Origin of the sequence: Imperialibacter sp. (genome assembly GCF_040222385.1) — a bacterium.
Lineage (GTDB): Bacteria > Bacteroidota > Bacteroidia > Cytophagales > Cyclobacteriaceae > Imperialibacter.
Window position 1 is genome coordinate 246,668 of record NZ_JAVKDF010000049.1, and the last position, 24,559, is coordinate 271,226.

A 24,559-nucleotide genomic window follows, 5' to 3' on the forward strand; every position below is an offset into this window, starting at 1 on the left:
TAAAAGATAGTTTGTTTTCGTTTAGAATTCTCGTTTATAAATTCTGCGGAGAGAGAGGGATTCGAACCCTCGATACCCTTTAGAGGTATACACACTTTCCAGGCGTGCTCCTTCAACCACTCGGACACCTCTCCAAAGTACAATTTTTGGCGTCTAGCAGCAACAAATAAATCAAGAAAAAACTCTTTATGCAAATTTTGATATTAAATTTACATAAGCGTAAAACTAGCTCATTTCCCCTGCAATTGGCACTATTAGCTTCTTTTTAACTTCCTTGGTATTCTTCTCTTTTGCCAGCAGAAACATTAGTTTGGTGATGGCAGCTTCAGTCGTAATGTCCTGACCGCTGAGCACCCCTATTTCCTCGAGAATCCTGCTTGATTCGTAGCGCCCCTGAATTACTTTACCTCCAATGCACTGGCTTACATTAAAGATGACAATCCCCCTTGTAACAGCGGAATGAAGGCTTTTTATGAACCAGTCGTAGTTCATTGTATTACCCGACCCATAGGTTTCCAGCACAACTCCCCGAAGTCCGGGAGTGCCCAATATACTATTGACCACACTCTCACTGATGCCAGGAAAAAGCTTTAAGATGGTGACATTATTGTCGAATCCCTTATGAAGTTTGAGTTTAAGGCCAGGCCGAAAAGCCATGATTGACGACTTGTTGTATTCGATAGTAACGCCCGACTCAGCCAAGTATGGGTAGTTCTCCGATTCGAATGCCGCAAAATGACTGCTCCTTAATTTTTGTGATCGGTTACCTCTCATCAGGTAAAAATTAAAGTAGATGGCAACTTCAGAGATAATTGGTTTGTCTTCTTCGAGCGTAGAGGCTATCTCGAGAGCTGTAATCAGGTTCTCACGGGCATCTGACCTGGTCGATCCGATAGGGATTTGTGCACCGGTGAAGATAACTGGCTTGTTAAGCCCATCGAGCATATAGCTAAGTGCCGACGCTGTATACGCCATGGTGTCAGTTCCATGAAGTATTACGAAACCATCGTACTGAGAATAGTTTTCGTAGATAATATAGCCAATGTCCTGCCAGTGTGAAATATTAATATTCGAGGAATCGGTGGGCTCAGGAAACGAAATGACAGTAATTTTCAGGTCGAGGGCCTTCAGCTCGGGAATTTTATCAATCACCAGGCCGAAGTTGAAAGGGACGAGAGACCCTGTTTCGTCATATGACATACCGAATGTGCCTCCGGTATATATAATAAGGATACTGCTTTTTGGGTTAAGGCCACTTGCAGTGGCAATGTTTACAATCTTATAATTCATCGGTGATAGCTGAAAAGTTGATTTGCATTCCTTGTGGTTGTTTCAGCCACCTCAGCCAGGGAGAGTCCGGTTAGTTCAGAAACCCGCTGCGCAATAATTGGAATGTAGGAAGGCTCGTTTCTTTTGCCCCTATGCGGCACTGGTGCAAGATAAGGAGAGTCGGTCTCCAAAACCAGCCCATCTGCACCCAGCTGGGGTAAAACTGCATCAAGCCCGCCGTTTTTAAAGGTGCTTACTCCTCCTATTCCTAAAAAAAATCCTAATTCCAGTATCCGCCTGGCCTGGTGTTCATTTCCCGTAAAGCAATGAAAGACACCATTAAGCCGCTCGTCTTTAAGGGATTCTACCAAATCAATTGTCAGGTCAATCGATTCACGACAATGAATAACTATAGGCAAGCCATACTCTTTTGCCCACTGGCACTGAATAGTAAACGCTTCTTTCTGATAGTCGAGGAGCGTTTTATCCCAGTAAAGATCGGTGCCTATTTCGCCAATAGCGGTAAACTGTCGCTTTCCCAGCCACTCTTCGGCTATCTTCAGCTCACTTTCAAATCCATTTTTGATGGAACATGGGTGCACACCCATCATTGAAAAACAGCGCCCCGGATAAGCATCTTCCAGTGCAAGCATACTATCGATAGACTCACTATCGATATTTGGCATATAAATTCTCTCTACACCACTCTCAAATGAGCGGGCCACCATCTCGTGAACGTCTTCTGAAAATTTTCTTGAATATATATGAGCGTGGGTATCAACAAACTGCATCAAATGTCGGGGCTAATAATGTCTATCCTTCCACTTTATTCCTGAAGGCAAAATGGAAAACAAAAGTGTGGACAAAGATATAATAGCCGAGTAGAATTCGAAGAGAACAAGTGTACCAATTTTTACAGGCAGTCCCGACAGGCGTACAGTTTTGTAAACAAACCATGATTGAACAGCGCTCTTTGCAGCAATCAAAAGTATTGACCAGGGGTGGAGTACAGCCAATGCAATGGCCAACGGATAGTAGAAGGCCTGAAGTCCCAAAACAGCCACGATGGCCACAGGGAGTTGAACGGCTCCACTCATCCACCTCTTTCGCTGATGCAAAAGCCCCTTGATGCTAGCTGCGGGTAAAGTAATGCCGGTGACGGGTGGGCTGATCAGCTGCCTGAAGCCATATCCTTTGGATAAAATAGCCCTGGTGAGCTGAAAGTCTTCCGTAACTGAGAAAGGCATGTTCTCATAACCACCTGTTTGATGATAAGCATTTGCTATTACAGCCATGTTATTGCCCATCCCGGTCACGGGCGTGCCCAGGTCGGATACGACCCTCATCATTCCGATGGCGTATGCCCAGTCGATGGACTGAAAGGAAGCGAAAAGGCTGTTTTCGTTTATCGCCGTGTAGCCTGTTACCATGCCCGTATCTTTTTCAAAAGCTGCTACCATGGCCTGGCACCAGGTGGACGGAAGCTGCATGTCAGCATCGGTTATAAGATAGACTTCGCCGGATGCCTTTCTGGCTAGCTGTGCAAGCACATTTGCTTTGCCCCTGGCGGAGCCCATATCATGGTCAATATTAAAGACCTTTAGCAGAGAGTGCTCCCTTTCAAATGAGCGGGCAATAACCTCTGTCTTATCGGTGGAGGCATCGTTTCCTATGAGTATTTCTATCTTATCAGCAGGATAGTCCTGATCCAAAAGGCTTTTGATGCACCTTGGCAACGTTGCCTCCTCGTTTCTCGCCGCTACCAGAACGGAAACCCCTGGAAGGTTCGTATCATCGAATAAACTTGTAGCAACATCCCTGCTTGAATCACCCTTTAAAAAGAAAAGCAGCAATGTGTCGATAAGCAACACGCTACAGACGAAAAAAATCAAAATCAAACCGATTGTATCACTCAATGGCACAGAACTGATAACCTAGTGAAGAAAAATGATCCAGAAATTTCGGTAGCGAGTACTTGATTCGGGCTTCTGCTTTCACATTTTCGTGATAAATGACAATAGAGCCGGGTTTGGTTCCTTTTATTGTTTCTACATGGCATTTTTCGGGACTTAGTGATTGATCAAAGTCACCAGTTAAGTAGTCCCACATGATTATGCGGTAACTGGCAGATATCTTTTTTGCAAGGGAAAAGGTCAGCTGCCCATAAGGTGGCCTAAACAGTCTGGCGGGGTCTCCTGCTCCACATTCAACAATAGCTTTCTCACAAAGTGCTATATTGGCCATATAGTCTTCATGAGAGTTTCGCCATCCTTTCAGATGGTTGAAGGTGTGATTGCCGATACTGTGTCCTTCATCGCTGGCCCGCTTAAACAGCTCCGGGTGTTTTTTGATATTATTGCCAACATAAAAAAAGGTAGCCCTGGCACCAAATTCTTTCAAAGTGTCGAGCACCCAGGGAGTAAGCTCAGGTATGGGGCCATCGTCAAAAGTCAGGAATATCTTTTTTTCATTGTCATCAAAATTCCAGATCACCTGAGGAAACAACTTCTTTAGCCAACCGGGAGTTTTTCTGAAGTAGAGCAAACCAAGTCTAGCTTATGATTTTACAAGAAAGCATGGTGATATCGTCCCGGTAGCTTTCTGCACCCTTGAAATCTTCGAGTGACTTGATCACTGTTTCGTGTATCCCTGCCAGAGACTTGTTGGTCATGTCGCTAAGCGCTTCCATCAGTCTTTCCGAGCCATATTCCTCACCATCGGCATTGAAAGTCTCAGTGAGCCCGTCGGTGTAGCAGAAAAAGTTGAAATCCTTCAGCCCGGTAACGGTGCCTACATTCAAGAACGGCAAGTCTTCAAAAATTCCCAATATAGTTGTGCCCTCCTCCAGCGCCTGAAAGCCACTTTCTGTAAATAGGATGGGAGGATTGTGTCCGCAATTTACATATTTCATCTGCCCAGCTTCATGATCGTAAATGGTCATGAAAAAGGTGATGAAGTTCTCGCCATTGCTATTGAACATGATCTGGCGGTTCAACTCGTAAACGATCTCCCGCACATCGTAGGTCTTCCTGACTATCACTCTCAACGCTGCCTGAAAGTTTGACATTAGCAATGCCGCAGGCACGCCCTTTCCGGAAACATCGGCGATGCACAATAAGAACTTGCCGTTGCTCAGCTCCACATAGTCGTAATAATCGCCGCCAACGTTTTTGTGTGGGATATAAGTGGCTTCTATTTGCAGCTTCTCCAACTGCGGAAGATTTTTCGGGAAAAGGAAAGTCTGCACTTGCCTGGCAATCTCGAGCTCCTTTCTGTAGGCCTCTTGCTCCAGTTGTCTTCGTGCCAGCTTCTTATTTTCAATAGCCACCAATATGATATTGGTCAATGCCTTGATGAATGTAAGGTTGTGAGACACCCCCTGCTCTGTCTGCGCATCGTCTTGCTTACCCAGGAAAACCACAGCAAGCAGCTTCTCCTTGTGCTGAACGGGGAATGCCATGTGAAACTCCGACCAAAATGCCTCATTCGAGTCGAGCTCAATTTCCTCAGGCAAATTCTGGTAACATGCCGGAAGCTTTGGAATCTTTTTATTGCCTACACCAAAGCTGAGCTTGCAGTCCCACTCCTCCTCCATCACATAAAGCGCCAGCTTCTTTACTTTGAGGTTTCCAAGAAGGGTAAAATGGTAGATTTTATACAAAGAGGCTTCCGCCAGGTTATTGTTGATAGCCTGAGTGATTTCGAGCAAAGAATTCAGTTCCAGCTCTTTGAGATCTTGTTGCGTAACTACGGATTCCATTTTTACTCCTATTAGCGCCCATTGTGAGCGAGCAGGCCTTCCTTGCTGGCCAGATAAAAGTAGTTTTGAAAGTTGTGATCCAAGTTGATTTGCTGATCCGATATTTCAACAGCTACACTTTCATAAACTTTCAACCATCCCTTACGGTACAAATCGGTGAGGGTAGACTTTAGGTTTTCCACTGAAAGGTTGGTTGCGTTCTTCAATTCTTTGAAGTGCGTTACGAAATACAACTCGTCCAATACATCAAACTCCAGGTCACTCATGGATACACCCTTCCCTTCCAGTGATATTCTCCAAAATTAGAAGCTATAGCAAAAAATACGGCATAAAATGGGTAAATAATTTCCATAAGAAGAAAGTACTGCCCCAGCCCACTCAGGTTGAAGTTTTTGCTGATTTTTCGGCTGAAGGCAAACTCCGCAAGCCATTTTAGAACGATGGGCATCAGCCAAACTGGATTCAATGAAATAAAGAAAAAGGTGAAAAGACATATGAAGCCCAGGTTGCCCGCCACCACAGCAGCGGCGAGTTGGCGAGGCCAGGGAACAGCGTAAGCCTTCCACTTGCCCGCCCAGCGTCTCCGTTGGTAGTACAAAGCTCCCAGTGATTCCGGCTTGGCGGTTGAAACAAGTGAGTCTTGATCTTTATTGTAAAAAGCGCCATTCGGATATTTCCTCGTCACGGCATGCAACATAAACTCGTCATCGCCGGAAGCAATCTGTTGGTTGCCGTCAAAAGGATGAAGTTCTTGTATCAGTTCACGCCTATAGGATAAGTTAGCGCCACTACACATGGTTGGTTTTTGGATCAGGTTGGTGATGGCGGCGACACCCGTCAGCGACATTGCCTCCAGGTTCAACAGCGCAGACGCCCAGTTTCTGCCTTTAAAGCAAAATGCACCAAAGACCAGCTTCGCTTCCTCATAACGTGTGTAATAGTTGATATGCGAGGCTACCCAATTTGGTTGCACGTTGCAATCAGCATCGGTCAATACAAGTATGTCTGCTGTCGATAAAGCTGCTGCTGCCTTTATTGCCTGCTTTTTTCGGCTCCCTTCGGCAACTGTGGCTTCGAGGTGAATGATTCTAAGCGCTATGCTATTGTCCGCAGCAAAGCATTCTGCCTTTTCCACAGTGTCGTCGTCAGACTGGTCGTTGACCAAAATCACTTCCATGAGATGGCCGGGATAAGTTTGAGCTTCGATGTTGCCCAGAAGTGACACGATGGACGCTGCTTCGTTTCTGGCCACAATAACAATTGATACTGACAATGAGCCACTGTCCGTTACCGCCTCCGCAGCCACAGGAACATGTCTCCACCTACTCCAGCAAAAAGCTATGAATATGCTGTAAATGACAACACCCACAGCAGCAATGATCCCGAAAATATCAATAGCCAACATCCGGGTTTGAATTTAGGGAGGATTTATGTAGCATCACCTAAATTTTAAATAAGCTTATCGCAAAAGCCACAGCGGGTTTGAACAAGACTGTAAAAGAGAAAATCATTTTGGGAGTTGACCCGGGCACCAGCATCATGGGCTACGGCGTCATTATGGTGCAGGGCAATAAACTGACGCTGTTGCAGTTTGGAGTAATTCACCTGAGCAAATACTCCGGTCATGAATTGAAACTAAAGAAGATTTTCGAGAGAATAACGTCTGTTCTCGAGGAGTTTCATCCCGATGAAGTAGCACTGGAAGCTCCCTTTTTTGGGAAAAACATTCAATCGATGCTAAAGCTTGGCAGGGCGCAGGGTGTGGCCATGGCCGCCGCATTGGCACGTGAAATACCGATTTTTGAATATGCGCCCAAAAAGGTAAAGCAGTCGGTAACGGGCAATGGAAATGCTTCAAAGGAACAGGTAGCTAAAATGCTACAAACGCTTCTTAGCTTCAGTGAGGCACCTAAGCTGCTTGATGCTACGGATGCACTGGCGGTAGCCGTATGTCACCATTTTCAGGGTGGCGACACTGGTACCAAAAACAAAAGCTGGAAGTCCTTTATTTCTGACAACCCCGGAAGAGTGAAGGGAGCTTAAAACCTGGCCAGGCCAGATAAAAGCACGTTATAAAGCTGCTTTGATTTTAGTAGCGGTAGCAGCCAACTCCTCTTGAGTAGGGCGCAACTTGGGCTCCAGAAAATTGATGTCCCGCATGCTATTAAGAGGAACCAGATGCACATGCGTGTGGGGCACTTCAATACCAATAACAGCCACGCCTACTCTCTTGCAGGGAATGCTCTTATCAATAGCTTTGGCAACTTTTTTGGCGAATACCAGAATCCCCGACAAGGTTTCATCGTCATTGTCAAAAATGTAGTCCACTTCCTTTTTAGGCACCACCAATGTGTGGCCCATCACCAGAGGACTGATATCCAAAAAAGCAATGTAGTGCTCGTCTTCGAGCACTATGTGACCTGGTATTTCTCTATTGATGATTTTGGTGAAAATAGAAGCCATCGTGCGAATTGTTAGATAGCAATATCAACAATTTCGAATTCAATATTCCCACCTGGCGCTTCTACCATGGCTGTTTCGCCAAGCTTCTTTCCCAGCAGCCCTTTTCCTATGGGTGACTTAACCGAAATCTTGCTGGCTTTCAGGTCAGCTTCTTCCTCTGCCACAAGCATGTAGGTCATTACCGCTCCATTTTTCTTGTTCTTGATTTTCACTTTCGACAGAATAGCCACTTTTGAAGTATCAAGCTTGGTTTCGTCTATTACCCGGCCATTGCCAACAATCGCTTCAAGCTTCGAAATTTTCAACTCCAATAAGCCCTGAGCATCCTTTGCAGCATCATACTCAGCATTTTCGCTCAGGTCACCTTTGTCTCTGGCCTCAGCTATTTGGCGGGCCATATCAGCTCTTCCTTTCGTTTTCAACTCATTAAGCTCGTCCTTGAGTCTTTTGAGTCCTTCCTCTGTGTAATAAGATAAATTAGACATACAGTGTGCTATTAAATAAAAAAGAACGGCCCGCCAGGTAAATCCTATTGGAGACCGTTACAATTAATGATTTTTTACTGATGATCGATTAAAACGTCACTAACAACCATTGTAAACTTTATTCACAATAGCTGAAGTCTGTGATATCAAATATATTAAGATTTTAATTCAAACCCCGTCGGAGCTTAAAACATATATTGATCTAGGATGCAAATATAAAGATTTATCCCCTAAACCTGCAAACCGGAGATCAGGCTTTACAACGAAGTGCTCGGGGTTTTGGTTTCTTTGAGCTTTAATTTACGAATCTTCTCCACCAGTACCTGATTGATTCTCTCGTAGGATTCGAACGACCAACCTGCCACGTGAGGTGAGAAAAGCACATTTCTCATCTTGACCAACTCACCGAATGTACTTTCTTGCTCTTGTGTGAAAGAATGAAGCTTTTCGTTCTCCAACACATCAAGTGCTGCCCCTCTTATTTTACCAGACTTAAGACCACTCAATAAATCCTTGAGAACGACAACTTCGCCTCTTGACGTATTCAAAAGCCAAATTGGCTTTTGAAATCTTTCGAAAAATTCAGCATTGACCATTTGTCTTGTTTCAGCTGTGAGAGGTACATTCAAACTAACAATATCGGCTTCGACATACACTTCCATCATGGATGCTTCTTCAACACGCATATTGCTAAAACCTCTTTTGAATTTGTCGTAAGCAATGACCTTGCACCCAAAGCTGGTAAGCCGCCTTGCAAATGCATCGCCCATATGACCAAAGCCAATGATGGCAACTGTCTTCCCTTTCAATTCATAGCCCCGGTTGCCTTCACGGTCCCACACTTTGCTTCTTATTTGAGCGTCACCCACCAACAAGTTGTTGAATAGTGTCAGCAGCATGGCTATGCTGTGCTCCGCCAGTGCATCCTGGTTACCTTCCGGTGCGTTTAGCAAGTAAATACCCTTGCTTTCTGCTGCTTTCACATCGATCTGGTCCATACCAGCACCGGCCCTGGCTATGAACTCCAATTTCACACACTTTTCGAGGAAAAGCTTATTGATCAAAAGCTTTGACCGCACAACAAGGCCAGAGTATTCAGCGACCCTGTCCAGCACCTCTCCAGCAGTTATTTGAGGTTCATAGTCCACCTTGTACCCTTCACTTTCCAGAAGCGGAACTATGCTGGGGTGCATTTCATCCACGATCAATACAGACTTCAACATATCTCTTAAAATATTCCGTAAAGTAAGTTGGCTATAGTAAAGTAAACCCCTAAACCGAGTAAATCGTTTGCCGTGGTGATGAAGGGGCCGGAAGCGAGCGCAGGGTTAATGCCAAACTTATCTAATGCAATTGGCGTGATAGTTCCCATAAACGAGGCCAGTAACACCACACTGAAAAGAGCTATGCTTACCGTAATAGCCAGAAATTCTTCTTTGTAGAGAAGAATGATAGACCCGAAGACGAGCAATGCCAGAATAAGCCCATTGAGTACGGCCACAGTGAGTACTTTAATCAACCTCCTGGCCATCGATTCTGCAAAAACGTTCGGGTTTGCCAGGCTCTGAACGACGATGGATGACGACTGTATGCCAACATTGCCTCCGGTGGCCGTTATCAGCGGGATAAAAAAAGCAACGGCGGGAATCAGTGCTATGTCGCCTTCAAAAAGCCCTATAAACCTGGCCCCCATCAATCCCCCAACCATGCCTATGATCAGCCACGGCAACCGGGCTTTCGAAAGCTTCCAAACGCTGTCATCTTCTTCAACATCATCGGAGATACCAGCCATCAGCTGCCGTTCTTCTTCGGCCTGCTCCTGCATCACATCCACAATGTCGTCAATAGTGATTCGGCCTACGAGCCTGCCTTTGGCGTTAATAACAGGCACAGCTTCCAGGTCATATTTCCGCATAATGGATGCCACCTCGTCTTCGTCCATATGGGTGGCAACAGACACTATGTCATCGTCGTAGATGTCCGCAATTTTGGCGCTGTCTTCGGCAATAATGATTTTCTTCAACGACACCTTGCCGATCAGCTTTCCCGTGTTGTTCACTACATACACAGAATAGATTTTCTGCACCGTTTCGGCCTGCTTTCTGATTTCGTCGATACACTGACGAATAGTCCAGTTGAGATTGCACTTGATAAGCTCTTTGGCCATCAAACCGCCCGCTACATCTTCGTCGTAGTGGAGCAGTTCCTGAATATGCCTTGCCTTTTGCTCGTCACGAATGAGTGCAACGACCTCTTCCCTGGTCTGGAGCGACAACTCCATCAAAATATCTACGCAGTCGTCCGAATCAAGGAAATCAAGAAAGGAAGAAATCTCTGTTACTGTGAATGCTCCCAGGAACTCAGTCCTGGTGTCTTCGTCCAGGTCGTTAATGATCTGAGCGCTGATCTGCTTCTCGAGAAGGTCGATAACGTATTTGGACTCCTCAGTGTCGAACTCGTAGAGAAGTTGGGTAATGTCAGCAGGATTGACGCCGTCGAGCGACGCCTTGATGAACTGCTCATCTTTCTCATCGAGCGCTCCCTGGAACCTCTCGAGGTACTCTTTGCTTAGCTCGAATTGGATGACTGCTTCCATGCTTTTTCCAGAGATAAAGTAAGTTCGAAGAAATCTTCAACTGACAATTGTTCCGCCCGCTTCTGAAGTATGGGGTTTACTTCAAATTCAGTCGGCAAAGTTAGTTCTTTAAGTGCATTCCGCAACGTTTTGCGTCGCTTTTGGAAGGCTGTTTTCACCACTTTCCTAAAAAGATCTTCGTCACATGGCAAGCGCTCTCGTTTGTTTCTCTTCAGCCTGATAACCGCTGAATTTACTTTTGGCGGCGGATGAAAAACACCCGGAGGCACAGTAAAAAGAAGGTCTATATCGTAGTATGCCTGCAAAAGTACGCTGAGAATACCATAGTCTCGGCTACCTTCCTTCCCGGCTATGCGCACTGCCACCTCTTTCTGGATCATGCCCACCACTTCGGGCACTTTTTGGCGGTTATCAAGCACCTTGAAAAATATCTGTGAACTTATATTATAAGGAAAGTTTCCGATGACAGCTAACGGGCCAGGCGCAATAGCCTCCAAGTCCATTTTCAGGAAGTCACCATCGATAATTCTACCCTCCAGCGAAGCAAAGTGCTTTTGCAGGTAGACCACCGACTCTTTGTCTATTTCAGACACATATAATTGAAATTCCTTCTTATCAGTCAGAAACTGAGTGAGCACGCCCGTGCCGGGCCCCACTTCCAGTACCGTTTTGTAGTCGCCGTGAAGCGTTAACGACTCGGCAATTTTTCTGGCAATGTTCTGATCTTTCAAAAAATGCTGCCCTAGATGCTTTTTGGGTCTAACTCTGTCCATTTTTTTAAAGAAGGTAAAATCCCTTAATTTGCGCCTCCTGTGTGGAAAGGTTACACATTACTCAATCCCTGAATGAAAAACCCAAACGCAGGCCAAATAACTGAAATTTTGTAGGATAAATCGGATGGATAAGTCAAAGAAAAATAAACCTGTTGTTGGCATCACCCTTGGAGATATTAATGGGATTGGTCCTGAAGTCATCATAAAGGCCCTTGAAGACAGCAGGATATTGAAGTTTATGACGCCCGTCATTTATGGTTCTTCCAAAGTTGTGTCCTATTACAGAAAGGCGCTCGACCTGAGCGACTTCAACTACCACCAAATTAAGGATCTGGGCCAGCTCTTTCATAGAAAAGTAAATGTTTACAACCTGTGGGAGGAAACTGTGGAGATCAAAATGGGGGAAGAAAATGAGACAGGAGGCAAGTATGCGTTTCTTTCCCTGAAGGCGGCAGTGGCCGATTTGAAGGACGGAAAGGTTGACGCAGTTGTGACGGCCCCTATTTCTAAGAATAATATCCAAAGTGAGGAGTTTAAATTTCCGGGGCACACCGAATACCTGGCCGAGGCTTTTGGTGTAAAGGATCACCTGATGTTGATGGCTGGTGATAAAATGAAAATTGGTCTGGTTACAGGCCACATTCCTTTGAAGGCTGTCGTTTCAGCACTGGGCAAGGAGCTCATCCTTAAGAAGCTGTCAGTGCTTGACAGTACACTTAAAAATGACTTTGGCATCAAAAAGCCCCGAATAGCCGTGCTTGGGCTCAACCCTCATGCAGGAGAAAATGGCTTACTGGGTAACGAAGAAAGAGATGTGATTTCGCCAGTGCTTAAAGAATGGAAAGACAAGGGCAATCTTGTCTTTGGCCCGTTCCCCTCAGATGGGTTTTTCGGTACCCTGATGCATGCAAAATATGACGGAGTGCTGGCCATGTACCACGACCAGGCGTTGATTCCGTTTAAGACCCTCTGCTTTGAAACCGGCGTTAACTACACGGCAGGTCTACCTGCTGTTCGCACTTCTCCTGACCATGGCACCGCCTACAGCCTCGTAGGGAAAAATGAAGCCTCTGAATCATCTATGCGAGAAGCTATCTTCATGGCCGCAGACATTGTGAAACAGCGAAGAATGAACGCTGGCGAAGAAACGGAAGACTGAGTTTTGATGACCTGATTGCCTTGCAGCTTTTACATAGGCCTCAGCAAAAACTAAACAGGTGTCAGAAACCGTTCTAAGTAAGTGCGATATATTTTCTATTTAATTCGTGAACGTCGTTTTATTAATTACGGCTTTATTCATATCTTTGCGGTCTTTATTGAATACAGAGTGAGTTTGAGATGGCAAAAAGTCCCTTAAAACCGTTTGAAATAGAGATTCAGGGGCTTTCTCTTGACCAGCATTCATTTGACTTCAGCTTTGACAATCAATTGTTTGAGGCATTCGAAGGGTCATTGATTGAAAAAGGCAAGGGAAGTGCTCATGTTGAGCTTTTGAAATCGGAGACAATGATGACTTTGTCATTCGAGGTTGAAGGTTCGGTCGAGCTTACATGCGACAGAAGCCTACGCTCGTTCGACTATGAGTTGGAGATTAGGCAGCAGTTGATCATTAAGTTTGGAGACGAGTTTGCTGAATTGGACGATGACGTTGTGGTGATTCCAAGAGAAACACAGCATTTGAATGTCGCCCAATATATATATGAGTTCATTTCGGTAGATGTTCCGATGAAAAAGCTTCATCCGGAATTGGTCACTGAAGAGGACGAAGACTTTGAGGTTGAAGGGTCGTTGATCTACCAAACCTCTGCCGAACAGGAGCAAGACGACGACACAGAAGAAAACGTCGATCCACGCTGGGAGGCGCTGAAAAAATTTAGAAACAATTAATTGTTAATACGAAGTAAAAATGGCACATCCAAAACGAAGACATTCGACCTCCAGACGTGATAAGAGAAGGACTCACTATAAAGCTGAAGCCAAAAGCTACGTGGTATGCCCTACCACAGGTGAATTTCACCTGCCACACAGAGCTTTCTGGCTTGAAGGCAAGCTTTACTACAAAGGCAAAGTGATCATGGAAAAAGAGGTGTTAGCATAAGCTAACCCCTCTTTTGGTTCCAAACCAACACATCGTGCATGAAAATAGCTGTGGACGCAATGGGAGGCAATCTTGCCCCTGATCATGTTGTCATTGGAGCAGCCCAAGCCCTGAAGTCCTTTACTGAAGCCGATTCATTGGTTCTTCTGGGTGATAAAAGCGTTATTCAGACGTCATGCGAAAAACTTCAAATCTCCCATCAACTATTTGAGCTTCACCACGCTCCTGAGGTGATTGGCATCGATGAGCATCCTACCAAAGCCCTGGCTCAAAAGCAGCATTCAAGCATTGCAGAGGGGTTTCATTTACTGAAAAATAAGGAAATACGGGCATTTTGCGGGGCCGGTAACAGCGGAGCCATGCAAATGGGAGCCCTTTTTTCGGTCAAGCCTATTGAAGGGGTGATTCGACCAAGCCTGGCTGGGTTTGTACCAAAAGAAGACGGTGGCTATGCGCTGCTACTTGACATAGGAGCCAATACAGACGTTCGGCAAGACGTTCTTCTCCAATTTGGCGAGCTGGGCTCAATTTATGCGGCTAGCATGATGGGCATTGAAAACCCGAGAGTAGCATTAATGAACCTTGGTAAAGAGGAAGGAAGGGGGACGTTGTTTACCCAAGCTGCCTACCAGCTATACAGTGCCAGCTCCAAAGTCAACTTTATTGGAAACATTGACGGAAGCGACCTCTTTAACAATAAGGCTGACGTGATAGTCTGCGATGGTTTTACTGGCAATGTGGTATCAAAAATGATTGAGGCTTTTTATGATCTCCTGAAGAAACGCAATTTCCTTGATGACTTTTTCACAAGGTTTAATTACGACGCCGTTGGAGGAAGTCCTATATTGGGAGTTAATGGGAATGTGGTCGTTGGCCACGATGCCTCCAGCCCTGAGGCAATTAAAAACATGATTTTACTTGCATACCGAATGGCGGAAACCAATTTTTACCAAAAAATAAAGGTCGCCTTCGGAGATTAAACAACTACTAATATGACCAAAGTCCGGGCAGGAATAACGGGGATTCAAGGATACGTTCCAGATTATATATTGACCAATAAAGAGCTGGAAACCATAGTAGAAACTACAGACGAGTGGATCACCTCCAGAACCGGCATCAAAGAAAGGCACATCCTGAAAGGCGAAGATCGGGGAACTTCTGTAATAGGCATTGAGGCTGTGAAAGGCTTGCTGAAAAAGACAAACACCGATCCATCGGAAGTAGATTTGGTGATCTGCGCCACTACCACTCCTGACATGTTATTTCCCGCCACGGCCAATATCATTTGCAATGCGGTGGGAATAAAAAATGCTTTCAGCTACGATATTCAGGCCGCTTGTTCGGGGTTTCTTTTCGCCCTCACCACAGGATCACAGTTTATCGAAACAGGAAAATACAAAAAGGTAATCGTGATTGGGGCCGACAAAATGTCCTCCATCATTGACTACTCTGACAGAACTACCTGCATTATTTTTGGCGATGGCGGTGGAGCGGTGATGCTTGAGCCAACAACTGATGGCACAGGCATCATAGACGCTGTTCTTCACTCAGACGGCTCAGGAGAACCATTTTTGCACATGAAAGCAGGCGGAAGCCGCAAACCAGCTACGGCAGAAACGGTGCTTGCAGGCGAACACTACGTATATCAGGAAGGCGCTACCGTTTACAAATTTGCCGTGACCAATATGGCTGAAGTAGCCGCAGAAATCATGGAAAGAAATGGCCTTACCTCGGAAAATGTAGATTGGCTGGTACCTCACCAGGCCAACAAACGTATAATAGATGCTACAGCCAAACGAATGGGAGTTGGCGAAGAGAAGGTGATGCTCAATATTCAAAAATACGGCAACACTACAAGTGGCACCATTCCTCTGTGCCTGTGGGATTACGAAAAACAATTGAAAAAAGGGGACAATCTGGTTCTAGCCGCTTTTGGTGGTGGGTTTACCTGGGGATCGGTTTATGTTAAATGGTCCTACGATTCTGAAGGTTCTAAATAATAGCTTCAACATCAATATTGACAATATTTTATGGCAACTACCGCTGACTTTAAAAACGGTCTGTGTATTGAGTATAACGGCGAACTTCATGTTATTACCGAGTTTCAACATGTGAAACCTGGAAAAGGACCTGCCTTTGTCCGTACCAAGCTCAAAAACATAAAAACCGGCAGAGTGATTGACAACACCTTTAACTCCGGAGTGAAAATTACAACTGCAAGAGTTGAGAACCGGCCTCATCAATTTCTTTATAAAGATGACCTGGGGTACAACTTCATGGACAGCTCTACTTTTGAGCAGGTAATTCTTCAGGAAGAGATGATCAGTGCCCCGCAATTCCTGATGGATGGGCAGGGTGTCGACATTCTGGTGCATGCTGAAACCGAAACGCCACTGTCTTGCGAGTTACCCGCACACGTAGAAGTGACGGTCGTTTACACAGAGCCCGGTCTTAAAGGAGACACGGCCACTAACACGCTGAAACCAGCTACGATAGAAACCGGTGCCAACATAAAAGTGCCGCTGTTTATCAATCAGGACGAACGAATAAGAATCGATACAAGGACAGGCGAATACTACGAAAGAGTGAAATAGCAGCTATTCCATGTACGGCAGGAATTTCGAAAATATTCCACTAATTTAGTTATTGGTTAACCCAACAAAATCTATTAGCCATGGCAGAAAAGCAGTCGAGGCCCAATAAAAACGAACCTATGAAAGCGAAAGAAATTCAGGATCTGATCGATTTTATCTCCAAAAGCGGACTTGAGGAAGTCAATATCGAAACAGAAGAGTTCAAGATCAAAGTAAAGCGCAATAGCGACGCACCCCGCATGGTGGAGCATATGCCAGCAGCACCTGCTCCTGTAGCTCCGGCACCTGCACCTGCTCCGGCAGCACCTGCACCAAAATCTGGCAATGACGAAAGCAAATACCTCACTATCAAGTCTCCGATGATCGGTACATTCTACCGCTCCCCTAATCCTGAAACTGACGTATTTGTAAAGGTTGGAGACAAAGTGAAGTCAGGGCAACCAGTTTGCATTATTGAAGCCATGAAGCTCTTCAATGAAATCGAATCTGAAGTTTCCGGAACCATCGTGAAGGTATTGGTAGACAACGCTAGTCCGGTAGAATATGATCAGCCATTATTCCTAGTTGACCCTTCGTAAGGCCAGCATTTGAGGAATATTGAAGTCATATTTATTTGTCAGGATAAACCCAAATCATTGTGTTCAAAAAGATATTAATAGCCAATAGAGGAGAAATCGCCCTGAGGATCATAAGAACCTGTAGGGAGATGGGTATTAAAACGGTGGCCGTCTATTCCACAGCCGACAAAGACAGCCTTCACGTTAGATTTGCTGACGAGGCAGTTTGCATAGGCCCTCCGCCAAGTGCCAAGTCTTACCTGAAAATGCCCAATCTGATTTCAGCGGCTGAAATCACCAATGCCGATGCCATTCACCCCGGCTATGGTTTCCTTTCTGAAAACGCTGAATTTTCACGCATTTGTCAGGAATATGGCATCAAATTCATTGGCGCCAGTCCCGAGATGATCAACTCAATGGGAGACAAAGCTACTGCCAAAGATACCATGAAAAAGGCTGGCGTGCCTATTATCCCCGGATCTGAGGGTCTGTTAGACTCGGTGGCACAGGGCAAAAAATTGGCCGCCGAAGTAGGCTATCCGGTGCTATTGAAGGCTACTGCCGGCGGTGGTGGCCGGGGTATGCGCCTGGTGAAACAAGAGTCAGAATTTCAAAAAGCCTGGGATGATGCCAGAATGGAATCTGCAGCAGCCTTTGGGAACGATGGCCTCTATCTCGAAAAGTTTGTTGAAGAGCCACGCCATATAGAAATTCAAATCGTAGGAGACAGTAAGGGCAGAGCCTGCCACCTTTCGGAGAGAGATTGCTCAATACAACGTCGTCACCAAAAGCTGGTAGAGGAAACCCCCTCTCCTATAGTTTCTCAGGAGCTGAGAGAGAAAATGGGTGCTGCGGCCATTGCTGGTGCCGAAGCCATAGGGTATGAAGGAGCGGGTACCATTGAATTTCTTGTGGACAAGCATGGAGATTTCTACTTCATGGAAATGAATACCAGGATTCAGGTGGAGCACCCAATCACCGAGGAGGTAACAGATTTTGACCTGATCAAAGAGCAAATTCAGGTCGCTGCGGGGGTGCCTATTTCCGGCAAGAACTACTTCCCAAAACTTCACTCAATGGAGTGCAGAATCAACGCTGAAGACCCAGGAAACGGATTCCGTCCAAGCCCGGGTAAAATAACAAACCTTCACCTACCAGGCGGGCACGGTGTGAGAGTGGACAGTCACGTATATGCCGGCTATACCATTCCACCTAACTACGACTCCATGATTGCCAAGCTCATTGTGTCGGCCCAAAGCCGTGAAGAAGCGATCACGAGAATGAAAAGGGCTTTGTCTGAGTTTGTGATTGAGGGAATTAAAACCACCATTCCATTCCATATTAAACTGATGGACGACCCTAAATTCAAGTCAGGTAAGTTCACCACCAAATTCCTGGAAGATTTCGATTTCAGTGATTTAAAGTAAAAACCTTCGTAACCCGAAGTATTGAGAACCCGAAGCACAATGTTTCGGGTTTTTTTTATGCATTTCAAGCTATCTGTGCAAAGTGGTTATGCATATAGCGAGGAAAATCTTAAGTTTAATACTACATGGAAAGATTTGAAAATCAGGTAGCCATTGTCGCTGGCGGAGCCAGGGGCATTGGTAAAGGAGTAGCTAAAAGATTGGCCTCAGAAGGTGCAACGGTTGTGATACTGGATGTACTTCAGAAAGAATTGGATGCCACTGTAAAGGAACTTACCGGCAATGGATTGAAGGTATCCGGAGAAATAGTGGATGTGACTTCTGAAAAAGAAGTACAGGCCCTTGTTCAAAAAGTGGTAGCTGCAAACGGTCGGTTAGATGTGATGGTCAACTGTGCTGGTATTGTGGGCGAAACCAATGTGAAAATTGGCGACTACACCACCGACATATTCGACAAGGTGATTGCTATCAACCTGCGAGGTGCGTTTCTGCTTACCAAGCATGCCATCGCTCCCATGTTAAAAGCAGGCTATGGCAGAATTCTTCACGTGACCTCCATTGGTGGCAAAGAAGGCAACCCTGGTATGATGGGCTATGCAGCGAGCAAATCGGGATTGATTGGCCTCGTGAAAGGTGCCGGAAAAGAATATGCTGAGTCGGGCATCACCGTAAACGGCATTGCACCAGCTGTAATTGCTACCGAGTTTAATGAAAACACCGACCCCGCAATGTTGAAATACATGACCGATAAAATACCCATGAAGCGCATGGGCACCATCGAAGAAGTGTCGGCCCTCTCCTGCTGGATCGTATCGAAAGAGGCAAGCTTTAACACTGGGTTTGTTTTTGATATTAGCGGAGGAAGAGCGACTTATTGAGGAGGAAGGAAGAAGATAGGGGACTGGAGACGGAAGTTGGGAACAGAAAACCTGCCCAACTACAGGCGGAACTAGAGAAGAATATTGAAAAGCCCAAAAAGGAAGTCATTATATAGAAGAAGAAAAAACACCTACAATTACTTACTTACATGAAAAAATTACGCAGCCAGAACTGGTTTGGCAAAAAGGGAAAAGACGGGTTTATCTACAGAGCCTGGATGAAGAACCAGGGTACTCCGCACGATGAGTTTGAAGGAAAGCCGGTGATAGGCATATGCAACACCTGGTCGGAGTTGACTCCGTGCAATGGACACTTCAGAGACCTGGCCGAGTCGGTAAAAAAGGGGGTTTGGGAAGCTGGCGGCTTTCCGCTGGAGTTTCCAGTGATGTCGCTCGGCGAGACACTGATCAAACCCACTGCCATGCTCTACCGCAACCTTGCCAGCATGGATGCAGAAGAAAGCATCAGGGCGAATCCCATCGATGGCGTAGTGCTGTTGGGTGGCTGCGACAAAACAACGCCCTCCATCCTGATGGGGGCTACCAGTGTTGACCTGCCCACCATTTTCGTTTCAGGTGGCCCTATGCTTAACGGAAAGTACCGTGGTAGAGACATTGGCACCACTGACATTTGGCGCTTCAGCGAAGCCAACCGCCGGGGTGAGATGAGTCAGGACGAGTTCATGACAGCCGAAGCCTGCATGTGTCGCAGCCAGGGCCATTGTGCCGTGATGGGCACTGCCTCTACCATGGCCTGTATGGTCGAGTCGCTTGGGCTTACCTTGCCAGAGAACGCCGCTATTCCTGCTGCCGACTCCAGAAGAAAAGTATTGGCTCAAATGAGCGGCCGCCGGATTGTGGAAATGGTGAAAGAAGACCTGGTTGTGTCTAAAATCCTGACAAGGGAAGCATTTGAAAACAGCATCATGCTAAATGCTGCTGTGGGGGGTTCTACCAACTTTGTGATTCACTTGCTAGCCATCGCTGGCCGTGCTGGCATCAAGCTCGACCTCGAAGACTTCGATAAATTCTCATCCAAAATTCCTCTGCTAGCCAACCTGCAACCTTCCGGGCAGTTTATGATGGAGGAGTTTTTCTATGCCGGAGGCTTGCCCGCTGTCATCAAGGAGCTTCTTCCTTTGATCAACAAGGATGCGCTCACCGTAACCGGAAAGACCATGGGCGAGAATGTAGCCCGATCGGAAAATTTCAATGATAAGGTGATTGCCTCTGTTGCCAAACCTTTTAAAAAGGACTCTGGCATAGCGGTGGTAAAAGGCAACCTGGCTGAAAATGGCGCCATTATCAAGCCCAACGCCGCAACGCCAGCGTTGATGGTACACAAAGGCAAAGCGGTGGTATTTGAAGACATCGAAGACTTCAAAGCCAAAATAGACGACCCGGCATTGGAGGTCGATGAAACCTGCATCCTTGTGCTGAAGAACGTTGGACCCAAGGGCTACCCTGGCATGCCTGAAGTAGGCAATATGGGCATGCCTAAGAAGTTGCTTGACAAAGGCGTGACGGACATGATCCGCATCTCTGACGGACGCATGAGCGGCACTGCCTTTGGCACGGTGATTCTGCACGTGTCACCTGAAGCAGCTGCGGGTGGCAATTTGGCGCTGGTAGAAAATGGTGATCTGATTGAGTTGGATGTGCCAAAAAGAAAACTGCAACTGCATGTGTCGGATGCGGTGTTGGCTGAAAGGAAGAAGAAGTGGAAAGCGCCCGACCTGGGTTACGACCGTGGCTATGTGAAGCTTTACATCGACCACGTGGAGCAGTCGCACCTGGGCACCGACCTCGACTTCCTTAGAGGTAAGTCAGGCAAAGAGGTGAAGCGAGATTCGCATTAGACACGATCGTCTCTGATCCTTTACCCCGACCCTAAAGGGAGGGATCAGAAAACCCGTCTTCACCTTTGGAGGGTTGCAAAGAAGAATGTCAGTCTGAGCCTGTCGAGGGCGGTTTAATAGCCCTGGAAAATTGTGTTTTCAAACGCTGTGTTTCGACAGGCTCAGTATGACATTGCGTTTATGATAAAATTTCGTCTATTAACACCCTTTTGAAATGGATCAATTATTCAAGGGCAAAGTAGCCATCATCACCGGTGCCGGTATCGGCATCGGTTTTGAAATTACCCGACAGCTTGCTCAAAAAGGCGCCAGTGTTGTATTGAATGACATTGACGAAAAGGTTGCTCAGCAGGCGGCTGATGCCATCACCAGGGAAGGTGGCAAGTGCGTGCCCTTTGTCGGCGACTCCAGCACTATGGAAACCATACAAGGGCTGATTGAAAAGGCAGTGAGCACCTATGGCAAGCTGGATATGGCCATTGCCAATGCGGGCATCACTACGTTTGGTAAGTTTTTGGACTATCAGGTGGAGAGTTTCCAGCAGATTTGCGCCGTAAACTTGCAGGGCACCTTCTTTTTAGCACAACAGGCAGCGCTCCAGTTCATCAAACAAAAGTCCGATGGGCGCATTTTACTAATGTCTTCCGTGACCGGGCACCAGTACCATCCCGATCTGGCAGCCTACGGCATGTCCAAGGCAGCCATTCAGTTTATGGCCAAAACGCTTGGCGCCGAGCTTGGCCCTAAGCAAATAACCGTGAATGCCATTTCACCAGGTGCCACCATTACGGAGCGGACATTGGCGTTGGACGAGCACTATCTGGATGTGTGGAACAGCATTACCCCCACGGGAAGAGCAGCTACCGTACAGGATATTGCCAATGCAGCGTTGTTCTTCCTTTCTCCCCGCTCTGGGCAAATTACGGGGCAGACGCTGGTGGTAGATGGAGGGTGGACGGCGGTGAGTCCCCCACCTTGAGGCAGGTCACTACACTATTTAGTTGGTAGATTTATTAGAGTTCATAAGCAGAAATCACGAATAAATGTCACCAAATTTACCTTAATTGCGCTAGACACTTATGCCTTCGTTGAATGCTCGATTCCTTCAGGAAGACTTCTGATAAGAAACCAGGGAAATGGATAATATCATTTTGCCTATTTTTTTTATATGCTTGTCAATTTCAACCAGACGATGTTTACTTCAAAGAGGTTGAAAAGCCTGACTTTTCGGGAGTAGGTATTTCGATTGATTCGAATGACAGCATTTTCATTTACGAACCGACTACTTTTGATTTTGTTATTGGTAATAAAACTCTTCCATTAAAGAATGTCATAGTTAGACTAGACAGTTCTCTAATACCTTTAAAGTTTTTTGAACACCTTAGTGATACTCTTTCTTTTGAACTTGATCCGGAAAATTTCGGAGATGGAGACTACACTCTCCGCATTGAATACACAACAGCGCCAGGGAATAGCAGTCTGGGTGATGTTCTAGGCTACGAGGAATATTTGATATGGAAAGAATTAGATGTCGAAATAAATACTAGTCCCCCTGAGGCCATTGAAATAGACAGTATCTACATTTCTAACGGAACGCTGATACTCGATTGGACCGCACCAAAAATCAAAAATTTCAGTCGATACTATATTGCGGACAATGACGCCAAATTCGAAGTTTCAAAAAATTCATTATCCTCCAGCTTTTCACAGTTTCTGGCTGGCAACATAATCCTTCGTGTGGATATTGAATCGCCATACTTCTATGTCCGAGGAAGGTCAAAATCATTTTCTTTGAATGATCACTTACTTAATCTATCACTTGTCGATAGTAACCTTGTTACTGTTGCTTGGAAAAAGCCCATTCTTTACAGCAATGCGACGGAACTTACTATTAGACAGCAAAACGAAGTGGTCTTAGAAACAGCAGCGATTACTGATGGTACTTTGGTCTATCCAGAAAATCTGGTTTTTGGAGACATGCTAGCTTTTCGATGTGATTTTATCTTTGAGAGAAATGTGTATCCTTTTAGGGACAGATCTTACACAGTAGTTAAACAAATCGGCCTTGGCGATTCAATCCCAGCTTTCGAGGACATTGCATACAGTCATAGTTTAGATTCCTTTTTCTTAATCCAAGGGGGCAAAAATCAAAACGGAGAAAATATAACAGCGGTTCTTAAGATGAGTCCTGTATTTCACGTTATTGATCAGAATAATTTGCTGGTAACAAATGATAAGTATGTGGCCATAGGAGCAAGTGAAGACGGGCAACGCTTAGCCGTTATTAGTCAATATCATTTACAACTTACGGATATAAACCCACATTCAATGGAGGTGGTTAAAACTACGAATATTGAGAATTTAATATCTCTAACTACTTCACAGACAACCAGAGATCTAAATCTTGCCAGCAATAACTTAGCCCTTATTAGACTGTTTTATAGGGCTCTTGTGATTAATGAAGATCGTACAAAGGTATTATATGACGTAAAAACTGATGCCGCGACAGAGCGAATCCAACTCTCACCTGATGGAAAATATCTTTTTGATACAGGGAAGTTTTTTCAACTGGTAGGCGGGGCATTTCAATTTCAGTATAATATTGCCGAAAGAAAGGGCTTTTTTAAGAACAGTGACAAATTTATTGCTTTATCTGATTTTGGCACACGAGAAATCGATTTGGCCTCTCAAGAAGCGGGGTATTCATTCTCGTTTGATCAAGCTCAGTATATTGCCAACCGAGTGGGGCCACTGCTAAACATATACTTTGACGAAAAAAAGGACACTTTCGTTTATTTTGATCGTGGAAAAAATGAAGTCGCTATTTACGACTATTCTGAAAACAGACTAATACAAAAAGCCCCTATAAACAGATACGGAGGGTATTTCTATTTAAATGGAGTGTTGATCGCTACTAATGGAAGAGCTCTCAAATACAACTAAATGAGAATACTGCTGTTTTCCATAGCGCTTATAGTTATTTCAAGGGCAGGTTACACCCAAGTAATAAATATTGAGTCAAACATCTACTATGCTTCCTATTCAATGAAGGACTTACATGACGTGCAGTCCCTGCTAATGTGGTATAATCCAGTTCCATTGAAAGCGGTCGCAACTTTTCCCGCCTACTTTGCATACGACCTATTAACCTCCTACAAGCTTGATGACGTGAGCCAGATAGGTATTTGGGGCAGCTATCGTTCTACTGGCGCAAGAAACTCCTATGCCGATTATTCAGGGAGCTATACAACAGATTTTCTGGTGGAGTCAGTCGTCATTGGCCCGGGGTATCAGGGGAGCATCAGAACAAGGCCTGGAATTATTAGAATAAACCTGCGGGTCGGTTATTCATGGAACTCTCTCGACATCGTCCAGACAATAAAAACTCAGGACTCAAGTGAATTTGAAAAAAAAAGCACTCCATCGGCTTCGCTACCAATATTAATAGGAATAAGTTACCGCAAGGAAATATGGAAAGGTTATATCAACGCCTCACTCTTATATGAATATGCAAAATTGGACTACCCAGTCACTCAAAGTGGGGCTCTTGTAGATTGGTCTGGGCTCAAAATAGGTTTAGGCGTGGGGTTTGATTTCACGAAAAAACCGGTTGATCCTTCTGGCAGCCACTAGTGAACAAAATCTCGTTCGTCAGGCTCACCTGCCCCCCAACGTCACATCCATCTCCCTTAGTAAGCATATCCACCACCCCAACATGCCTTTGGCCACTTTGTAAAAGACATGGCAGGCCCACTTCGGGACACCTGCCTTCGCAGGAGTGACGGTGCAGCTACCTCAGT

General features: G+C 45.5%; 26 protein-coding genes and 1 tRNA gene. 14 read left to right on the forward strand and 13 right to left on the reverse strand.

What is annotated here, in order from left to right; genetic code table 11:
- Positions 1-46 precede the first annotated feature (46 nt).
- The 8 genes from RIG68_RS24505 to RIG68_RS24540 form a co-directional block, all read right to left on the reverse strand.
- Positions 47-134 (reverse strand) — tRNA-Ser (locus tag RIG68_RS24505).
- 91 nt (positions 135-225) lie between these two features.
- A complete protein-coding gene (locus tag RIG68_RS24510; protein WP_151998353.1) occupies positions 226-1,290 on the reverse strand; it encodes an asparaginase in 1,065 nt (354 codons plus the stop codon).
- The gene (locus tag RIG68_RS24515) at positions 1,287-2,060 is read right to left on the reverse strand and encodes a TatD family hydrolase (protein WP_350128642.1); all 774 of its coding nucleotides are present in this window, start codon (positions 2,058-2,060) and stop codon (positions 1,287-1,289) included. Before RIG68_RS24515 ends, RIG68_RS24510 begins: the two co-directional genes overlap by 4 nt.
- Before the next feature lie 12 nt (positions 2,061-2,072).
- On the reverse strand, positions 2,073-3,185 hold the full coding sequence (locus tag RIG68_RS24520) for a glycosyltransferase (protein WP_350128645.1): 1,113 nt from the start codon (positions 3,183-3,185) through the stop codon (positions 2,073-2,075).
- Positions 3,178-3,813: a polysaccharide deacetylase family protein gene (locus tag RIG68_RS24525; protein ID WP_350128648.1), complete on the reverse strand. Its 636-nt coding sequence runs from the start codon at positions 3,811-3,813 to the stop codon at positions 3,178-3,180. The genes RIG68_RS24520 and RIG68_RS24525 overlap by 8 nt, the downstream gene beginning before the upstream one ends.
- A gap of 7 nt (positions 3,814-3,820) precedes the next feature.
- Entirely contained in the window at positions 3,821-5,029 is a 1,209-nt protein-coding gene (locus RIG68_RS24530; protein ID WP_350128651.1) for a SpoIIE family protein phosphatase, read from the reverse strand.
- 11 nt (positions 5,030-5,040) lie between these two features.
- Entirely contained in the window at positions 5,041-5,295 is a 255-nt protein-coding gene (locus RIG68_RS24535) for a transporter (protein WP_350128654.1), read from the reverse strand.
- Complete coding sequence (locus RIG68_RS24540) at positions 5,292-6,434, reverse strand: glycosyltransferase (RefSeq protein ID WP_350128657.1); 1,143 nt, start codon at positions 6,432-6,434, stop codon at positions 5,292-5,294. Before RIG68_RS24540 ends, RIG68_RS24535 begins: the two co-directional genes overlap by 4 nt.
- Before the next feature lie 77 nt (positions 6,435-6,511).
- On the opposite strand from RIG68_RS24540, the gene ruvC reads away from it, so the two are divergent.
- Positions 6,512-7,072 carry a crossover junction endodeoxyribonuclease RuvC gene (gene ruvC, locus RIG68_RS24545; RefSeq protein WP_350128660.1) on the forward strand — a complete coding sequence of 187 codons (561 nt, stop codon included), beginning with the start codon at positions 6,512-6,514 and terminating at the stop codon, positions 7,070-7,072.
- Positions 7,073-7,099: 27 nt separating this feature from the next.
- On the opposite strand, the gene RIG68_RS24550 is transcribed toward ruvC, so the two are convergent.
- The 5 genes from RIG68_RS24550 to rsmA form a co-directional block, all read right to left on the reverse strand.
- Positions 7,100-7,492 (reverse strand): HIT family protein, encoded by a 393-nt coding sequence (locus tag RIG68_RS24550; RefSeq protein WP_350128663.1) that lies wholly within the window; start codon positions 7,490-7,492, stop codon positions 7,100-7,102.
- An 11-nt stretch (positions 7,493-7,503) separates the two neighbouring features.
- Entirely contained in the window at positions 7,504-7,977 is a 474-nt protein-coding gene (gene greA, locus RIG68_RS24555) for a transcription elongation factor GreA (protein WP_151998344.1), read from the reverse strand.
- 257 nt (positions 7,978-8,234) lie between these two features.
- Positions 8,235-9,200, reverse strand: coding sequence for an NAD(P)-dependent oxidoreductase (locus RIG68_RS24560; protein ID WP_350128666.1), 966 nt, complete (start codon positions 9,198-9,200; stop codon positions 8,235-8,237).
- A 5-nt stretch (positions 9,201-9,205) separates the two neighbouring features.
- Positions 9,206-10,573, reverse strand: coding sequence for a magnesium transporter (mgtE, locus tag RIG68_RS24565; protein WP_350128669.1), 1,368 nt, complete (start codon positions 10,571-10,573; stop codon positions 9,206-9,208).
- Positions 10,546-11,346, reverse strand: a complete 801-nt coding sequence (rsmA, locus tag RIG68_RS24570) for a 16S rRNA (adenine(1518)-N(6)/adenine(1519)-N(6))-dimethyltransferase RsmA (RefSeq protein ID WP_350128672.1) — start codon at positions 11,344-11,346, stop codon at positions 10,546-10,548. Before rsmA ends, mgtE begins: the two co-directional genes overlap by 28 nt.
- A 124-nt stretch (positions 11,347-11,470) precedes the next feature.
- Here rsmA and pdxA point away from each other — a divergent pair, with 124 nt between their 5' ends.
- The 13 genes from pdxA (at position 11,471) to RIG68_RS24635 (ending at position 24,392) form a co-directional block, all read left to right on the forward strand.
- On the forward strand, positions 11,471-12,505 hold the full coding sequence (pdxA, locus tag RIG68_RS24575; protein WP_350128675.1) for a 4-hydroxythreonine-4-phosphate dehydrogenase PdxA: 1,035 nt from the start codon (positions 11,471-11,473) through the stop codon (positions 12,503-12,505).
- Between the two features lie 179 nt (positions 12,506-12,684).
- Complete coding sequence (locus RIG68_RS24580; protein ID WP_350128678.1) at positions 12,685-13,233, forward strand: YceD family protein; 549 nt, start codon at positions 12,685-12,687, stop codon at positions 13,231-13,233.
- A gap of 19 nt (positions 13,234-13,252) precedes the next feature.
- Positions 13,253-13,444 (forward strand): 50S ribosomal protein L32, encoded by a 192-nt coding sequence (gene rpmF, locus RIG68_RS24585; RefSeq protein WP_151998338.1) that lies wholly within the window; start codon positions 13,253-13,255, stop codon positions 13,442-13,444.
- A 38-nt stretch (positions 13,445-13,482) separates the two neighbouring features.
- Positions 13,483-14,424, forward strand: coding sequence for a phosphate acyltransferase (locus tag RIG68_RS24590; protein WP_350128681.1), 942 nt, complete (start codon positions 13,483-13,485; stop codon positions 14,422-14,424).
- Between the two features lie 12 nt (positions 14,425-14,436).
- Complete coding sequence (locus tag RIG68_RS24595) at positions 14,437-15,444, forward strand: beta-ketoacyl-ACP synthase III (RefSeq protein ID WP_350128684.1); 1,008 nt, start codon at positions 14,437-14,439, stop codon at positions 15,442-15,444.
- Between the two features lie 30 nt (positions 15,445-15,474).
- Positions 15,475-16,038: an elongation factor P gene (efp, locus tag RIG68_RS24600; protein WP_151998335.1), complete on the forward strand. Its 564-nt coding sequence runs from the start codon at positions 15,475-15,477 to the stop codon at positions 16,036-16,038.
- A 119-nt stretch (positions 16,039-16,157) separates the two neighbouring features.
- A complete protein-coding gene (accB, locus tag RIG68_RS24605; protein ID WP_350128774.1) occupies positions 16,158-16,616 on the forward strand; it encodes an acetyl-CoA carboxylase biotin carboxyl carrier protein in 459 nt (152 codons plus the stop codon).
- Between the two features lie 59 nt (positions 16,617-16,675).
- A complete protein-coding gene (gene accC, locus RIG68_RS24610) occupies positions 16,676-18,022 on the forward strand; it encodes an acetyl-CoA carboxylase biotin carboxylase subunit (RefSeq protein ID WP_151998333.1) in 1,347 nt (448 codons plus the stop codon).
- A 125-nt stretch (positions 18,023-18,147) separates the two neighbouring features.
- Positions 18,148-18,900, forward strand: coding sequence for an SDR family NAD(P)-dependent oxidoreductase (locus RIG68_RS24615; protein WP_350128687.1), 753 nt, complete (start codon positions 18,148-18,150; stop codon positions 18,898-18,900).
- A 149-nt stretch (positions 18,901-19,049) separates the two neighbouring features.
- Complete coding sequence (locus RIG68_RS24620; RefSeq protein ID WP_350087369.1) at positions 19,050-20,759, forward strand: IlvD/Edd family dehydratase; 1,710 nt, start codon at positions 19,050-19,052, stop codon at positions 20,757-20,759.
- Between the two features lie 214 nt (positions 20,760-20,973).
- A complete protein-coding gene (locus tag RIG68_RS24625; RefSeq protein WP_350128690.1) occupies positions 20,974-21,738 on the forward strand; it encodes an SDR family NAD(P)-dependent oxidoreductase in 765 nt (254 codons plus the stop codon).
- 113 nt (positions 21,739-21,851) lie between these two features.
- Positions 21,852-23,702, forward strand: coding sequence for a YncE family protein (locus RIG68_RS24630; protein WP_350128693.1), 1,851 nt, complete (start codon positions 21,852-21,854; stop codon positions 23,700-23,702).
- Entirely contained in the window at positions 23,703-24,392 is a 690-nt protein-coding gene (locus tag RIG68_RS24635; RefSeq protein WP_350128696.1) for a hypothetical protein, read from the forward strand.
- Positions 24,393-24,559: the final 167 nt, after the last annotated feature.

Bases quoted from the DNA above. Each gene is read 5' to 3' on its own strand.
- rsmA (WP_350128672.1), bottom strand. From the start codon at position 11,346: ATGGACAGAGTTAGACCCAAAAAGCATCTAGGGCAGCATTTTTTGAAA.
- RIG68_RS24620 (WP_350087369.1), top strand. From the start codon at position 19,050: ATGAAAAAATTACGCAGCCAGAACTGGTTTGGCAAAAAGGGAAAAGAC.
- RIG68_RS24560 (WP_350128666.1), bottom strand. From the start codon at position 9,200: ATGTTGAAGTCTGTATTGATCGTGGATGAAATGCACCCCAGCATAGTT.
- RIG68_RS24515 (WP_350128642.1), bottom strand. From the start codon at position 2,060: ATGCAGTTTGTTGATACCCACGCTCATATATATTCAAGAAAATTTTCA.
- RIG68_RS24630 (WP_350128693.1), top strand. From the start codon at position 21,852: ATGCTCGATTCCTTCAGGAAGACTTCTGATAAGAAACCAGGGAAATGG.
- mgtE (WP_350128669.1), bottom strand. From the start codon at position 10,573: ATGGAAGCAGTCATCCAATTCGAGCTAAGCAAAGAGTACCTCGAGAGG.
- RIG68_RS24580 (WP_350128678.1), top strand. From the start codon at position 12,685: ATGGCAAAAAGTCCCTTAAAACCGTTTGAAATAGAGATTCAGGGGCTT.
- efp (WP_151998335.1), top strand. From the start codon at position 15,475: ATGGCAACTACCGCTGACTTTAAAAACGGTCTGTGTATTGAGTATAAC.
- greA (WP_151998344.1), bottom strand. From the start codon at position 7,977: ATGTCTAATTTATCTTATTACACAGAGGAAGGACTCAAAAGACTCAAG.
- RIG68_RS24625 (WP_350128690.1), top strand. From the start codon at position 20,974: ATGGATCAATTATTCAAGGGCAAAGTAGCCATCATCACCGGTGCCGGT.
- pdxA (WP_350128675.1), top strand. From the start codon at position 11,471: ATGGATAAGTCAAAGAAAAATAAACCTGTTGTTGGCATCACCCTTGGA.
- RIG68_RS24550 (WP_350128663.1), bottom strand. From the start codon at position 7,492: ATGGCTTCTATTTTCACCAAAATCATCAATAGAGAAATACCAGGTCAC.
- RIG68_RS24635 (WP_350128696.1), top strand. From the start codon at position 23,703: ATGAGAATACTGCTGTTTTCCATAGCGCTTATAGTTATTTCAAGGGCA.
- accB (WP_350128774.1), top strand. From the start codon at position 16,158: ATGAAAGCGAAAGAAATTCAGGATCTGATCGATTTTATCTCCAAAAGC.
- RIG68_RS24535 (WP_350128654.1), bottom strand. From the start codon at position 5,295: ATGAGTGACCTGGAGTTTGATGTATTGGACGAGTTGTATTTCGTAACG.
- RIG68_RS24510 (WP_151998353.1), bottom strand. From the start codon at position 1,290: ATGAATTATAAGATTGTAAACATTGCCACTGCAAGTGGCCTTAACCCA.
- RIG68_RS24595 (WP_350128684.1), top strand. From the start codon at position 14,437: ATGACCAAAGTCCGGGCAGGAATAACGGGGATTCAAGGATACGTTCCA.
- RIG68_RS24540 (WP_350128657.1), bottom strand. From the start codon at position 6,434: ATGTTGGCTATTGATATTTTCGGGATCATTGCTGCTGTGGGTGTTGTC.
- rpmF (WP_151998338.1), top strand. From the start codon at position 13,253: ATGGCACATCCAAAACGAAGACATTCGACCTCCAGACGTGATAAGAGA.
- RIG68_RS24530 (WP_350128651.1), bottom strand. From the start codon at position 5,029: ATGGAATCCGTAGTTACGCAACAAGATCTCAAAGAGCTGGAACTGAAT.
- RIG68_RS24590 (WP_350128681.1), top strand. From the start codon at position 13,483: ATGAAAATAGCTGTGGACGCAATGGGAGGCAATCTTGCCCCTGATCAT.
- RIG68_RS24615 (WP_350128687.1), top strand. From the start codon at position 18,148: ATGGAAAGATTTGAAAATCAGGTAGCCATTGTCGCTGGCGGAGCCAGG.